13 protein-coding genes are annotated in these 13,286 nt (G+C 63.0%); 9 read left to right on the top strand and 4 right to left on the bottom strand.

What is annotated here, in order from left to right:
- Positions 1–6: 6 nt before the first annotated feature.
- Positions 7–426 (top strand): hypothetical protein, encoded by a 420-nt coding sequence (locus LC092_RS15355; protein WP_224808013.1) that lies wholly within the window; start codon positions 7–9, stop codon positions 424–426.
- 19 nt (positions 427–445) lie between these two features.
- On the opposite strand, the gene LC092_RS15350 is transcribed toward LC092_RS15355, so the two are convergent.
- A complete protein-coding gene (locus tag LC092_RS15350) occupies positions 446–1,096 on the bottom strand; it encodes a hypothetical protein (RefSeq protein ID WP_224808012.1) in 651 nt (216 codons plus the stop codon).
- 107 nt (positions 1,097–1,203) lie between these two features.
- On the opposite strand from LC092_RS15350, the gene LC092_RS15345 reads away from it, so the two are divergent.
- The gene (locus LC092_RS15345; protein WP_224808011.1) at positions 1,204–1,782 is read left to right on the top strand and encodes a DUF2975 domain-containing protein; all 579 of its coding nucleotides are present in this window, start codon (positions 1,204–1,206) and stop codon (positions 1,780–1,782) included.
- Positions 1,783–1,793: 11 nt separating this feature from the next.
- Positions 1,794–2,012, top strand: a complete 219-nt coding sequence (locus tag LC092_RS15340) for a helix-turn-helix domain-containing protein (RefSeq protein WP_224808010.1) — start codon at positions 1,794–1,796, stop codon at positions 2,010–2,012.
- A 16-nt stretch (positions 2,013–2,028) separates the two neighbouring features.
- Here LC092_RS15340 and LC092_RS15335 read toward each other — a convergent pair whose 3' ends face one another.
- Together LC092_RS15335 and LC092_RS15330 are read right to left on the bottom strand one after the other, a co-directional pair.
- On the bottom strand, positions 2,029–2,985 hold the full coding sequence (locus LC092_RS15335; protein ID WP_224808009.1) for a hypothetical protein: 957 nt from the start codon (positions 2,983–2,985) through the stop codon (positions 2,029–2,031).
- Positions 2,986–3,006: 21 nt separating this feature from the next.
- Complete coding sequence (locus LC092_RS15330) at positions 3,007–3,405, bottom strand: hypothetical protein (RefSeq protein ID WP_224808007.1); 399 nt, start codon at positions 3,403–3,405, stop codon at positions 3,007–3,009.
- 63 nt (positions 3,406–3,468) lie between these two features.
- On the opposite strand from LC092_RS15330, the gene LC092_RS15325 reads away from it, so the two are divergent.
- From LC092_RS15325 to LC092_RS15305, 5 genes are all read left to right on the top strand, one after another.
- The gene (locus LC092_RS15325) at positions 3,469–4,302 is read left to right on the top strand and encodes a SixA phosphatase family protein (RefSeq protein WP_224808005.1); all 834 of its coding nucleotides are present in this window, start codon (positions 3,469–3,471) and stop codon (positions 4,300–4,302) included.
- A 97-nt stretch (positions 4,303–4,399) separates the two neighbouring features.
- Positions 4,400–5,869 (top strand): YcjX family protein, encoded by a 1,470-nt coding sequence (locus tag LC092_RS15320; protein ID WP_224808003.1) that lies wholly within the window; start codon positions 4,400–4,402, stop codon positions 5,867–5,869.
- On the top strand, positions 5,866–6,933 hold the full coding sequence (locus tag LC092_RS15315) for a YcjF family protein (RefSeq protein WP_224808001.1): 1,068 nt from the start codon (positions 5,866–5,868) through the stop codon (positions 6,931–6,933). The genes LC092_RS15320 and LC092_RS15315 overlap by 4 nt, the downstream gene beginning before the upstream one ends.
- 250 nt (positions 6,934–7,183) lie before the next feature.
- Complete coding sequence (locus LC092_RS15310; protein WP_224807999.1) at positions 7,184–8,767, top strand: EAL domain-containing protein; 1,584 nt, start codon at positions 7,184–7,186, stop codon at positions 8,765–8,767.
- Positions 8,768–8,904: 137 nt separating this feature from the next.
- The gene (locus LC092_RS15305; RefSeq protein ID WP_224807997.1) at positions 8,905–10,080 is read left to right on the top strand and encodes a vWA domain-containing protein; all 1,176 of its coding nucleotides are present in this window, start codon (positions 8,905–8,907) and stop codon (positions 10,078–10,080) included.
- Positions 10,081–10,345: 265 nt separating this feature from the next.
- Here the strand turns inward: LC092_RS15305 and LC092_RS15300 are convergent, their stop codons facing one another.
- Complete coding sequence (locus LC092_RS15300; RefSeq protein ID WP_224807995.1) at positions 10,346–10,531, bottom strand: hypothetical protein; 186 nt, start codon at positions 10,529–10,531, stop codon at positions 10,346–10,348.
- 552 nt (positions 10,532–11,083) lie between these two features.
- Between LC092_RS15300 and LC092_RS15295 the strand changes: the two genes are divergently transcribed.
- The gene (locus tag LC092_RS15295; protein ID WP_318245931.1) at positions 11,084–13,249 is read left to right on the top strand and encodes a methyl-accepting chemotaxis protein; all 2,166 of its coding nucleotides are present in this window, start codon (positions 11,084–11,086) and stop codon (positions 13,247–13,249) included.
- Positions 13,250–13,286: the final 37 nt, after the last annotated feature.

Here is a 13,286-nt window from a genome sequence, read left to right as displayed (position 1 = left end):
ACCGGCATGCGCCATTTCACCGGCCTGACCTGTCCCGACCGGGTCGCCTCGCTCAACCGCATCAGCGTTCTCGGCAGCGGCGTCGACCGGGTCGCCGGCTGCGTCTACCAGGGCGACGACGGCACCAACGCGATCCTGCGCAGCCATCCGGTCGGCACCAGCGCCGACATCACGCGCACATTCTCCAAACGCTTCTCCGAAGCGGGCTTTTCGCGGCTTGAAACGACCGGCGCCTCGGCCGCCGGCGTCTCCTTCCGCACCGGACGGCGCGGCGATGGCACACGGTGCGAGACCCTGTGGCGCTTCACCGCGCAAAGCGCGGATTACACCTTGTGGATGGTCTATACGCTGCCCTCCCAGGCCGAGAGTATCGGCCCGATGGTGACCGCCTTTGCCGAGGTCATGGCCCGAACGGACGCGCGCTGACACTTTCGCAAACCGTGCCTCAGTCGCCGTCCACCGGGGCCGCGTCGCAGCTCGCGATCGTGTCTTCGACCGGCGCCCCCGCCTCGCGCATTGCCGCCTTCAGGTCGAAATCGCGCAGCAGCGCCACGACCCCGTCGAACTCGCTGGCGGCCAGAAAGGTCGAGACCGGCACGGGTCCCTCCGGAACCGGACCGACGCGGCAGCCCTTGACGGAAACCGACAGCGAACCGCTCGCCCGGGATGCGCCTTGCGACCGGCGCGCGCCGAGACGGCGCTGCACGGACCTGACCCTGTCCGCATCTTCCGGCGCAACGGCGAAGACGCTCAGCGTCGTGCCACTTCGCCGCTCGGAGGCGAGGCCCGCGGGTTCGCCCGCGCCCTCGATCCGTTCGAAGACGATCTCGTCGCGCTGAACGACGGGCCCCTCCGGCGCACTGCGCTGCTCGATAACCATTACCGCGCCCCCTTGCGGGATGCGGATCCAGTCGGGATGTCGCACGGCGACCATCAGTTGCTCGGGATCGGTGGTTTTCAGGTCGAAGGCGCGAAGCTTCACCATGCTTGTCAGGGGTACATGACCGCAGGCCGCCAGCAGCAGGGCGACACACACCGGCGCGGCAATGCGCAAAAGCGCAATCCGCGCGAAAAGCGGCAGGACAGGACGGGGCATGAAGAGGGCTCCAATGCAGGAAACGAGACCGACGGATATGTGATTGACGATTATTTTTTAATGTTACACAATAAAAAAACAGCATATGTCAATAAGGGACTCATCACATGGCACTTCGCGAGAACGAACCGCCCTCTTCCCGTGGGCGCCTTGCCCGCATCCAGCGTGTCAGCCGCATCATGGCGGCGATCACACTTGTTCCGGTCGTCGGGCTACTCGTCGTTCCGATCCTGGCCGTGGCTCTCGCGTTCCTTGATCCGGCCACGCTGGACGCCCGCCTGGTCGAGGCCCTGGCCGCGTCGCAGCAAGCAGCGCTCACGCCGGCGACCCGCCTCGCCGCCCTCGCCCTTGCCGCGATCCCCCTTTGTCTGGCGCTCCTTGGCTTTGTCGTGGTCCAGCGCCTGTTTCACGGATTTGCCACCGGCAACATCCTGACGCCGGAAAGCGGACGCCGGCTGAAACGGATCGGTCTCATCGTCACCGCCCTTGGCCCCGTCGCGATCGTGATCCGCTCCATTGCCAGCGTCGTCGTCTCGCTGCCCAACCCGCCCGGCGAACGGGTCCTGGCTGTCGGCTTCGGCAGCAACGACATCACGACGATCATCGCCGGCATGCTCATGATCGTGCTCGGCTGGACGCTGGAGGAAGCGGCAAGGGTTGCGGACGAGAACCGCCAGTTCGTGTAAGGAAGCGGACCATGGCGATCATCATCAATCTCGATGTCATGCTGGCCCGGCGGAAAATGCGCTCCCGCGAACTGGCAGACCGCATCGGCATCACCGAACAGAACGTCTCGCTGCTGAAATCCGGCAAGGTGAAGGGCGTGCGCTTCGAAACGCTGGAACGCATCTGCGAGGCACTGGACTGCCAGCCGGGCGACCTCATCGAGTATCGCCCGGAGCCGGAGGACGGCTGAGCGTTATCCCGTGACCTTAAGTGACCTGTGTCTCCTCAATGGTCTCGATAAAGGCATTCACGAAATCCATGTGCGTCTGGTAGGGCAAGAGCGTCGTAATCGTCACAATGCCCGATCCGTACCCTGTGGCGGTCATCACCTCGATCTCGAGCTTGGCGTTCTCTGTAATGCCAGTCTGCACGTCGAACAGTCGGATCTGAAAATACATCTTGTCTAGTGCAATACTCACCGCCGGCTTACGGTCGTTCTTTTTTTCCGGTCTGTGGTGCTGGATCGGCAGCATGCCGATACAGTAGTCATTGGCTTCATCATTAGCGCTCTGCAGAAAACCATAGAACGACGGGTTCAAAAGCAGTTCGAAACTGAAGGGAAGCTCGATCTCCGTAGATGTCGCATAGCGCGTGAGTTGATGTTCAGCTTCGATTGCACTCCATTGACGGGGTTCCCCCGTCGCATCCCAGATATATTCAGCACAATCCTGAATGATCGATTCCGCGATATCGCTTGAGCCGCTAACCGCAACCTGAATAACTTCCCGTGTAAACGAGATGATCTTAATTGGCACCGTCGTGCCGGCCTTGATCCGGTAAAGCCCTCCCTGAAAGCTGATCATCTGGATCTGGCCGTTTTCCAACAGGCTGAGGGTTTGCCGGTAAAGCGCCTTGCGGTCGTCGGCATCCAGCTGGTCCATCTGCATTCCGGACCGAAATTTTGCGGTCGGGTCGATAAAGCGGCACTTGTAGCGTTCCTCGACCCTTGCCACGAGTTCCCCCAAATCAATCATCGAGAACGGCAAAGACCTGGGTTTAATGGTATAGGCAACTTCGGAATGCTCGATCGAGAGAAGGTGCTTTTCCTTTCCCTGGGCACTTTGCTTCTTCGCCAGCGCATCGTGGCGCTGTTCTCGTGCTCGGGAGATCTCCTCGCGTCTCTGTTCCGCATATTCCGAAATAGGGTCGCCGTCGTTCTGCATGCCCTGCCCCTTTCAAATTTACTACCGGTGAATTGTGTTTTCTACGTAGTCTACAATTTTTTCGCGCAACGCTTTTGCACATCCCTTTGCCTCATCACGCGACCCCTGTTTTGCATTTAACGCGTTGAGCGCACGCATGGCTTGATTGCGCATATCTAGCGGGAGCCAAATCGAAACGGCGGCGAGCATTTCCCGCTCTTTCGGATCGACCGTTTCCCCGGCCTCGATCTTAAGAGCAGCAACCCACCACGCACTCAACGCACCGCTCAGTTCCTTCACGAACTGAACCGCGACCTGAGTCTCACGAGTTTTACGGAGTTGGTACCGGCTGTTTTCGCTCTGACGCCGGAAGATGAAGATACTCGTCAGCGTTCCAACAAAAATAACAAAAACATCAATAATATGAGGAATATAACTCATTCTGACACCATGTCCGGACCCTAGCCAGGGCCTTCAAATAGATAGAGGTTGCAAGGTCGTTAAATGCAACCACAGGACTTTCGCATACCGAAGAATCTACAGCAACCACAAAATAGTCATGATCCAAGCAACTACGATACGCAACTTTTACGAGAGTTTCCCAAGCAGATTCCAACACTAAAAACGCTGGTGTGGGCATTCAGCAAATCTCCCTTCTATCGTCCGGTCGCGCCGCCCCTTGTAGCGCGGGGTGACGGCTTTGTATGGTTCCTGGACCAGATGCACGAGAAAGGACGCGCCATGCTGAGATTGTTGCTCTTGAGGCATGCCAAGTCCGATTGGCACGACACGTCGGCGCTTGACCACGACCGGACCCTGAACGCGCGCGGACGAAGCGCGGCCCCTGCCATCGGCGCTCATCTGGCCCGCCACGGCCTGATGCCGGACAAGGTGCTCTGCTCCACCGCCCAGCGCGCCCGGGAAACGCTCGCGCTCGTCCTGCCCCACCTTTCCGGGGAAATCGACATTCGCATCATGCGCGGGATCTACGACGAGTCCGAGATGGACTATGTCGACTTGATCCGCGCCCTTGGCGGCGGCTCGCGCACCTTGATGCTGATCGGCCACAATCCTGCGATGCGTGACACGGCACTGGAACTCGTCGGCGGCGGAAATCCGTCGCTGGTCGAAGCCATCGAGGGCAAATACCCGACAGCCGCGCTCGCGGTGATCGATTTCGCCGCGAACCGATGGTCCGATGTGGAGCGCGCAAGCGGACGCGTCCTCGCCTATTGCCTGCCGCGCCATCTTCCGGCGGCGATGACGTCGCTGTCGGCATTGCCGGAGGCGGCCAACGACGGCGGCGACACGCCCCCCGACACAAACGACGGCACATGAGACCAGCGGCGCTTTCCGTGCGTTTCCGCCTGTTTGCTGACGCCGCTCCCTTGCAAGACCACACGCCCCGCACCACATGGCGGCGCGGAGATACCCATTGACCCGCAAGACGCTTCTTTCCCGCCTGAGCGACGAAGTCCGCTACTCCGTCGACAACATTGCCGAGACCGTCAGCGACCTGGGCACGCCGACCGTGCGCCTTGGCGTCACCGGCCTGTCGCGTGCCGGCAAGACCGTGTTCATCACCGCGCTGATCCACAATCTGGTGAACGGCGGGCGCTTGCCGATGCTCGATGCCGCTGCGGAAGGGCGCATCGCCCGCGCCGCGCTCGAGCCGCAGCCGGATGACGACGTGCCGCGCTTCGATGTCGAGGCCCATGTCGACACGTTGCTGAAGGAACGCGACTGGCCGCAGTCGACCCGCCAGGTCTCCGAGCTCAGGCTGACGATCACCTTCGAATCCGCGCATTTCCTGTCGCGGGCGCTGGGGCGCGGAAAACTGCATCTCGACATCGTCGACTATCCGGGCGAATGGCTCTTAGACCTGCCGCTGCTCGACAAGGATTTCGCGACCTTCTCGCGCGAGGCGCTGGAGCGGGCGCGCCAGGACGCCCGCGCGCCGATCGCCCGCCCCTTCCTTGACGCGCTCGCCGACATCGACCCGGACACCGAGGCCGACGAGACGACCGCCCGCGATCTCGCGCGCCACTACACCGCCTATCTCGGCGACTGCCGGGCGGAAGGCCGCGCGCTCTCCATGCTGCCGCCGGGACGTTTCCTGATGCCGGGTGACCTGGACGGCTCGCCGGCGCTGACCTTCGCCCCGCTCGACATCGCGCCGGATGCGGGAACCGCGCCGCCCGGATCCCTGCGCGCGATGATGGAGCGGCGCTACGAAGCCTACAAGAAGCACGTCGTGCGGCCCTTCTTCCGCGATCATTTCGCCCGGCTCGACCGGCAGATCGTGCTGGTCGACGCGCTCAGCGCGCTCAACGCCGGACCGGCCGCGCTCGCCGATCTGGAAACCGCGCTGTCGGAGATCCTGGCCGCCTTCCGGCCGGGCCGCGTCTCGCGGCTGTTCTCCATCCTGACACGGCGCATCGACAGGATCCTGTTCGCGGCGACCAAGGCGGACCATCTTCACCGCGCCGACCACGACCGGCTGGAAGCGATCCTGCGCCGCCTGGTGAAACGGGCGCTGGAGCGCGCCCATTACAGCGGCGCCGAGGTCGACGTCCTGGCGCTTGCCGCGATCCGGGCCACCCGCGAGGCACGCGTCACCCACGACGGCGAGGCCATGCCGGCGATCCTGGGGACACCCCTTCCCGGCGAACGCGTCAATGGCGAGACCTACGACGGCAAGACGGAGATCGCGCTTTTCCCCGGCGACCTGCCGGACGATCCCGAGACGGTGTTCGCCCCGGGCGCGGAGCCGCAGCCGCCGGTGCGCTTCGTGCGGTTCCGCCCGCCCGAACTGCAAACGACGGCGGAAGGGCTGAAACTCTCCCTCCCGCACATCCGCCTCGACCGGGCGCTGCATTTCCTCTTTGGAGACTATCTGACATGAGCGACGCGCAAGGCTCCCGCGAAACCGCCGGCCCGCGCGAACGCAAGCGCCGGCAACCGGCGGCCTTTCGTCTCGACGACACGCGGCTGAGCATGGACGAGGACCTGCCGGCGGACGCCGGTGCCGATCTTGATAGCGACACCGCGGTTGCGCCCCTTCCGTCCAAGCGGGGCCCGCGCTGGGGGCGCTGGCTTGCCATCGGCCTCGGCGGGCTTGCCTCGCTCGCGATCGGCCTGTCGGTCGACGCGCTGATCCGCGACCTCTTCGCGCGCACCGACTGGCTCGGCTGGACCGCCGTCGCCCTCGCCGCCCTGGCCGCGATCGCCGCCATCGGCCTTGCCCTGCGCGAAGTTTTCGGGCTCCTGCGGCTGCGCAAGATCGACAGCCTGCGCCAGACGCTGGCCGAGGCCGCCGAACAGGACGACGAGACGGCCGCGCGAGCCGGCCTTGCCGAACTGGTTGCGCTCTACTCCGGCCGCCCGGAAACGGCGGCGGGCCGTGCGGCTCTCTCCGCGCATCTGCGCGAGGTGATCGACGGGCGCGATCTGGTGCGCCTTGCCGAGCGCGAACTGATGAAGCAGATCGACGCCCGCGCCGTGCGGATCGTCAAGGAAAGCGTCAAACGCGTCTCCGTGGTGACGGCCGTCTCGCCGCGCGCCGCCCTCGACCTTGCGGTGGTGCTGATGGAAAACCTGCGGGTGATGCGCCGGCTTGCCGACCTCTACGGCGGTCGCCCGGGCATCTTCGGCTTCCTGCGGCTGGCGCGCCATGTGGTGACGCATCTCGCCATGACCGGCGGCATGGCGGCCGGCGACAGCCTGGTGTCGCAACTGCTTGGCCACGGCCTTGCCGCGCGCCTGTCCGCGCGCCTCGGCGAAGGCGTGATCAACGGTCTCCTGACCGCGCGCGTCGGCATTGCCGCCATTGCCGTGTGCCGTCCCGTGCCCTTCGTCGGCCATGGCGGACCGGCGGTGTCGGACGTAATGGGCGAGATGTTCCGCAGCGACCCGGAAACCCGCGCCCTGCTTGAAGAAGGCTCCGGCCGAGCCTCAGCGAAGACCTGAACCGCGCGGGCAGCTCTTTTAATTTCTTTGTTTCGCACATAAAAAAGAAAAGATGCGCGCCCGGGCTACACGACACTGTCGGCCCGCATATGCACCCAAACATAAAGATAGAAAAAGATTCAGATTTATTATCCGTATTTTTTACATGTATTTGAATTTTACAATTCTTGCATTTCCCTGAGTCGGCAGTCAGTCTGAAAACACCGACAATTGCCAGGGGCTTGATGTGGCTTTCTATTCAAGAGATCGCGTGATCAGCATAGGCTTGGCCTTTCTGGTTGCCGCCGTCCTTCTCGTCATGATCAAGTTCCTGCATGGATACGAAGTGCGCGGCGAAATGCGCACGGCCCTTCAGACCATGATGACGCGGACCGGGCTCGTCACGCAGCAGGCGAATGCCGCCTTGAACGGTCTTGGCAAGGATCCAGACCTTGGATGCAGCCCCGCCTATCTGCGCAAACTCAGCACCACCCTTTTCACCAACAATTTCCTTCATGACATTCTGATCCTGGACGAGGCTGCCGGCGGTTTCGCCATCTGTTCGGGAACCTTCGGGGTCTTCCCGCGCCCGATCGCCATTCCGGAGCCGAGTTTTCAGTCGCGCCGGCGCCCGGGACGCTACATCTGGCTCAACTTCAGGGTCGACGGTCTGCCGCAAAGCAATGCCAATCTCTTCATTGCAGCCGGCCGGATCGGCGTCCTGATCGATCAGCGCGCGCTGTCAGGGACCAAGACCCCGTTTTCCTGGGAGGCGTTCACCCGCCCGCCCGACGAGGACTACGGCATCCATCTCTACGGCACGCCGGGGCTGTTCCAGCAATTTGTCGCCGAAGGAAACCGGTTTCTGTCAGGCGGGCTTTCCGCCGAGGTCTGCAACAACAACGAGCAACTCGGCTTCTGCCTTGCGGGCTATTACTCGGGCGAGGAGCTGCTTCAGCGTCACATGGTCCTGATCGGCGCCAGCATCGCCCTGTGCCTGCTGTTCGCAGCGGTCACGCAGCGCCGGGTCTACAATCGCCTGGCCTATCGCAGAAGCATTCCCGGCCGCATCGCGCGCGCCCTGCGCAGCTCCGGCAGCGGCGGCTTTCATTGCCACTATCAACCCATCATCGACCTGGGGAGCGGACAGATCGTCGGCGTCGAGGCCCTTGCCCGTTTCCGGGACGAGACCGGCCCGCTCACGCCGGATGTCTTCATCCCCGAGATCGACAAGGCGCATGACACCTGGGCCTTTACCGAGCGGATCATCGGCATCGTCGCCGACGACCTCGGAGCGTTGGGAGACGTGGCGCGCTCCTGGACCGTCTCGATCAACTTCTTCCAGAACGACCTGCGCGAGGACAATCTCCCCAAACTCGCCGCGTCGGACGCGGTGACGCGGGCGCGTCGGTTCGGATTGAAACTGAACTGCGAGGTCCTGGAGGCCGGCATCATGCTGCGCACCGACAAGCAGGCGGCCCTCAGCCACTTGCGGGCCCTCGGGTTCACCGTCTCCATCGACGATTTCGGCGTCGGCTTTTCCAATCTCGCGGAAGTCCTGCGCATGGCGCCGGACTATCTCAAGATCGACAAGCAGTTCATTCAGGGCATCGATCGCAGCGAAACCTCCCTGCGCGCATCGCTCGTCCCAAACATCATCGACATCGCCCTGCAGATGAAAGCCAAGGTGATTGCGGAGGGCATCGAGACCCATGAGCAACTCGAGGCCCTCAGGGCGCTTGGCGTGCGCCTGGGCCAAGGCTATCTGCTGTCGCGCCCGGTCTCGGCCGACATTCTGGCGCAGTTGATCGCTCCCGGCACGACATTCGTCCCGGATGAGGCCGCGGTCAGCTGACCCGGGGGCGCGCCCGCAGGGGAGGCCCCGCGTTGCACCGCGCCGTCACCACGCCGTCACCGCGCATGGGCGGCAGGCCCCGACATTCGCGGGCTTGCGATCTCGACAGCGCCCCGCAAGCCCCGTAACTTGCGCGCATGTTCATAACCTTCCTGACCAATCTGCGCTCCGGCGGGGTGCCCGTCTCCTTGCGCGAGTACCTCACGCTGATGGAGGCGCTGAAGGCCGACCTTGCCGGCCGTCAGGTCGAGGACTTCTATTATCTCGCCCGCGCCTGCCTGGTGAAGGACGAGGCCAATCTCGACAAGTTCGACCGGATCTTCGGCCAGACCTTCAAGGGTCTCGACCTGGGGTCTGCGATCGAGGCGGAGGCACTTCCCGAGGACTGGCTGCGCAAGCTCGCCGAAAAGCACCTCACCGAGGAGGAAAAAGCGCAGATCGAGGCGCTCGGCGGCTTCGAGAAGCTGATGGAGACGCTGAAGCAGCGGCTCAAGGAGCAGAAGGACCGGCATCAGGGCGGCAGCAAGTGGATCGGCACGGCCGGCACGTCGCCCTTCGGCGCCTATGGCTACAATCCCGAAGGCGTGCGCATCGGCCAGGACGAGAGCCGGCACCGCCGCGCGGTGAAGGTCTGGGACAAGCGCAGCTTCAAGGATCTGGACGACACCGTCGAGCTGGGCACCCGCAACATCAAGGTGGCGCTGAAACGCCTGCGCCGCTTTGCCCGTCAGGGGGCGGCGGAGGAACTCGATCTCGACGACACCATCCGCGCCACGGCGCACAAGGGCCTGCTCGACATCAAGATGCGGCCCGAGCGGCGCAATGCGGTCAAGGTCCTCCTGTTCTTCGACATCGGCGGCTCGATGGACGACCACATCCGCATCTGCGAGGAGCTGTTTTCCGCCGCGCGCACCGAATTCAAGGTGATGGAGTATTTCTACTTCCACAACTGCCCCTATGAATTCGTCTGGAAGAACAACGCCCGCCGCCATTCCGAACGTCTGCCGACCTTCGATGTGCTCAACAAATACGGGCCGGACTACAAGGCGATCTTCGTCGGCGACGCCTCCATGAGCCCCTATGAGATCGCCTATGCGGGCGGCTCCGTGGAACATTGGAACGAGGAACCGGGCGCAGCGTGGATCCAGCGGCTGACGGCCCACTACCAAAAGAGCGTCTGGCTCAATCCGGTCGCGGAACGCCACTGGCCCTACACCCAGTCGATCCAGATGATCCGCAAGCTGATGGAGGGGCGCCACTACCCGCTCACGCTGGAGGGGCTGGAAGCGGCGATGAAGGACCTGGTCCGCTAGGGCGCTTGCCGCCCGCCCGGTGTCCTCGGGCACATGCAGACGGTCGGACACGCGCACGAGCAAGGTGCAGCGCACGTGGGGCCCCGTGTTCACACCGCCGTTGTGCCTGGTCGGGAACGCGATCGCTTGGCCGAGAGGGTCCTCGTGGTCGATCCCGTGAAAAAGCGACGTCCGCCCCGCGCCATCCGAGCCGGACAAGATGGAGCAGCTTGCACGTCGACTTGGAGAGGTCGAGATGCAACAGGCCGATGGTCGCAGCCGGGCATCAGTCCAGACAGGCAGGGACGGTCACGCAGATATCGCCCTTCACCCGCTCGTGTTTCGGGACATGGCCAATCACCCGGTTGCCGTCGCGGTGCCCGATGGCGGAGGTCAACATCCGGACGCTGTCGAAGCCGACGATCTTTCGGGTGCAGTGGTTTGGCTCGAAGATCGAGGCGAAATGCGCCATCGCCGTCAGAGAGTTCCGCCCGCCGCACCGCATTCGACGCTATTGGCCGGAATGTCGCGGATCAGGTTCCAGGAGTCATGGGTGCCATGAAACGCGTCACAGCCTGACGGGTGCAGAACACCGGCAGCACGTCGACGAGGCGATGCGGCGCGACAGACAATCCGTCAATGGCCTGCGCGTGCTTCCTACCAGGACAATCGCGCCTGCGTGTTCCGGCTCTTCTCGATGTTGTCGGGTGTGGTTTCGATCGTCTTCTCCGATTCGCGAAACAAGCCTGTCCGCGCAAAATTCCACGCCCTTTCGCGCGAGTCGTGCGGCGCAACGCCCGAAAACCGCAAACTTTATCCGTTTGCCGACGAAAGGGGTGCCCTAACGGCAAGGTACTGACGAATAAAGAAAAAAATTTTCGACAACAATTTCAGATAGAAATGCTTTCGTATTATTACAACCCGAATTGCCAAAAAAATAGGCATAATGCTGACATTTTTAGCAATGGTTAATCAATACGGCGCATCCGTTTAAGTAGAAGTCCAAGAACATGGAGCGCCTGCAATGTTCGCACGAATGCCTTCACTTCGTATTTCGGCCAAGATACCAGTCCTCGTGGTTGTCTTTGCCGTAATTGCAACCGTTGTTACAGGTGTCTCCTCTTACCTGTCTTCGAGCCGGTATCTTAGCGAGGCCGCGACCCGCAACATGGAAGCAGTTGTCGGCTCGCGCAGTTCTGAAATGGCCCTCTACCTCGCAAGCATCGAGGAAGACCTCAAGGTCGTGGCGGACAACAGCATGGTTCACGATGCCCTCGCGGCTTTCAAGGAAACCTACGGTGCAACCGGAGCCGCCGAGCACACGGCCCTGCGCGATGCCTATATCTTCAACAATCCCAACCCGTTGGGCGAAAAGCACAAGCTTGACGCAGCGGCCGACGGCAGCGCCTACAGCAAGACCCACGCAACCTTCCATCCCTGGTTCCGCCACCTTCAGCAGGCACGCGGCTACTATGACGTTTTCCTTGTCGAACCGAATGGCGATCTTGTCTATTCCGTGTTCAAGGAAAATGACTTCGGCACCAATCTGCTAACCGGCAAGTGGAAGGACACGGACATCGGAGCCGCGTTCCGCAAGGTTCGTGATACCCCGTCATCCAGCACCATCGCTTTCACGGATTTCGCCGCCTATGCCCCCTCCAACGATGCGCCGGCAAGCTTTATCGCAACGCCCGTCCTCGAGGACAACGGCAGCTTCAAGGGCGCGCTCATCTTCCAGATGCCGATCGACCGGATCAACACCATCATGAACAATTCGGCCGGCCTCGGCCGCACGGGCGAAACCTATCTTGTCGGCTCGGACAAGCTGCTGCGGTCCGACAGCCGGTTTCGCAAGAACGGCGACCCGACGAGCATCCTGAGCCTGAAAGCCGACACGGTCGCCGTGCGCGATGCACTGGCTGGCAAGGCGGGCGTGGGAAGTATCCTTGACTATCGGGGCACGCCGGTTCTTTCGAGCTACACGCCGCTGACGTTCAATGGTGTTACCTGGGCCCTGATCGCGGAAATCGACGAAGCGGAAGTCCAGGAACCCTCGATCGAATTGCGCAACTGGGTCGTTCTGCTTGGCCTTGGGATCGTCGTCATCACAGGGGCCGTCGGCTTCCTGTTCGCCCGCGGGGTCTCCGGGCCGATCACCCGGATGAATGGAACCATGCTCCATCTCGCCGGTGGCGATCTGACCGTCGACGTCCCCTATCAGGGGCGCCGCGACGAAATCGGCGACATGGCCTCCGCCGTGCAAACCTTCAAGGACAATGCGATCGAGGTGAAGCGGCTGGAAAGCCAGCAGGCCGAACTCGAGGCCCGCGCCGCCGAGGAAGCCCGTGCCGCCCGCGAAAAGCTGGCCTCGGAATTCGAGGCGGCTGTCGGCGGCATCGTCAACAGCGTCTCCTCGGCAGCAACCGAAATGCTGGCCTCCGCCCAGACCCTCTCGGCGTCCGCGGAAGAGAACTCCGCCAGCTCGGCAACCGTTTCGGCCGCGGCCGAGGAAGCCTCCACAAATGTGCAGGCCGTCTCCGGTGCTGCGGAAGAGCTGTCGAGCTCGATCTCCGAGATCAACCGTCAGGTGAGCGATTCCCAGGAGATCTCCGAAGCCGCGGTCAAGAATGTCGCCGCGACGAACCAGCGGGTCTCGGCCCTGACCACGGCCGCCGACAAGATCGGCGAGGTCATCGCCCTGATCACCGACATCGCCGAACAGACCAACTTGCTGGCTCTGAACGCCACCATTGAAGCCGCGCGTGCCGGCGAGGCCGGCAAGGGCTTTGCGGTCGTTGCCGCGGAAGTGAAGGAACTGGCCAGCCAGACCGCAAAGGCGACCGAGGAAATCGGCAAGCAGATCAAGGGCATCCAGAGCGCAACGGACGAAACCGTCTCCTCCATCGGCTCGATCGGCGAGACGATCGACCAGATCCGTCAGGTCTCGACGGCGATTTCGGCCTCGGTCGAACAGCAGGGCGCTGCAACCCATGAGATCGCCCGCAACATCGAGCAGGTGTCGAGCGGCATGCACGAGGTGACGACCACCATCACCAGCGTCAGCTCCACGGCGGCCGAAACCGGCGCCGCCAGCAGCCAGTTGGTCAGCGCGGCCAACGAGCTGTCGCAGCAGTCGGAAGTGCTGCGCAGCGAGGTCGACAGGTTCCTCGCGGGGGTCCGCGCGGCCTGACACCTGGTCGTATCAATCACTGAAAGGGGCCGCGGCG

The organism is Stappia stellulata (assembly GCF_020176715.1).
Lineage (GTDB): Bacteria > Pseudomonadota > Alphaproteobacteria > Rhizobiales > Stappiaceae > Stappia.
This window is presented reverse-complemented; position numbering and strand designations above follow the sequence as displayed.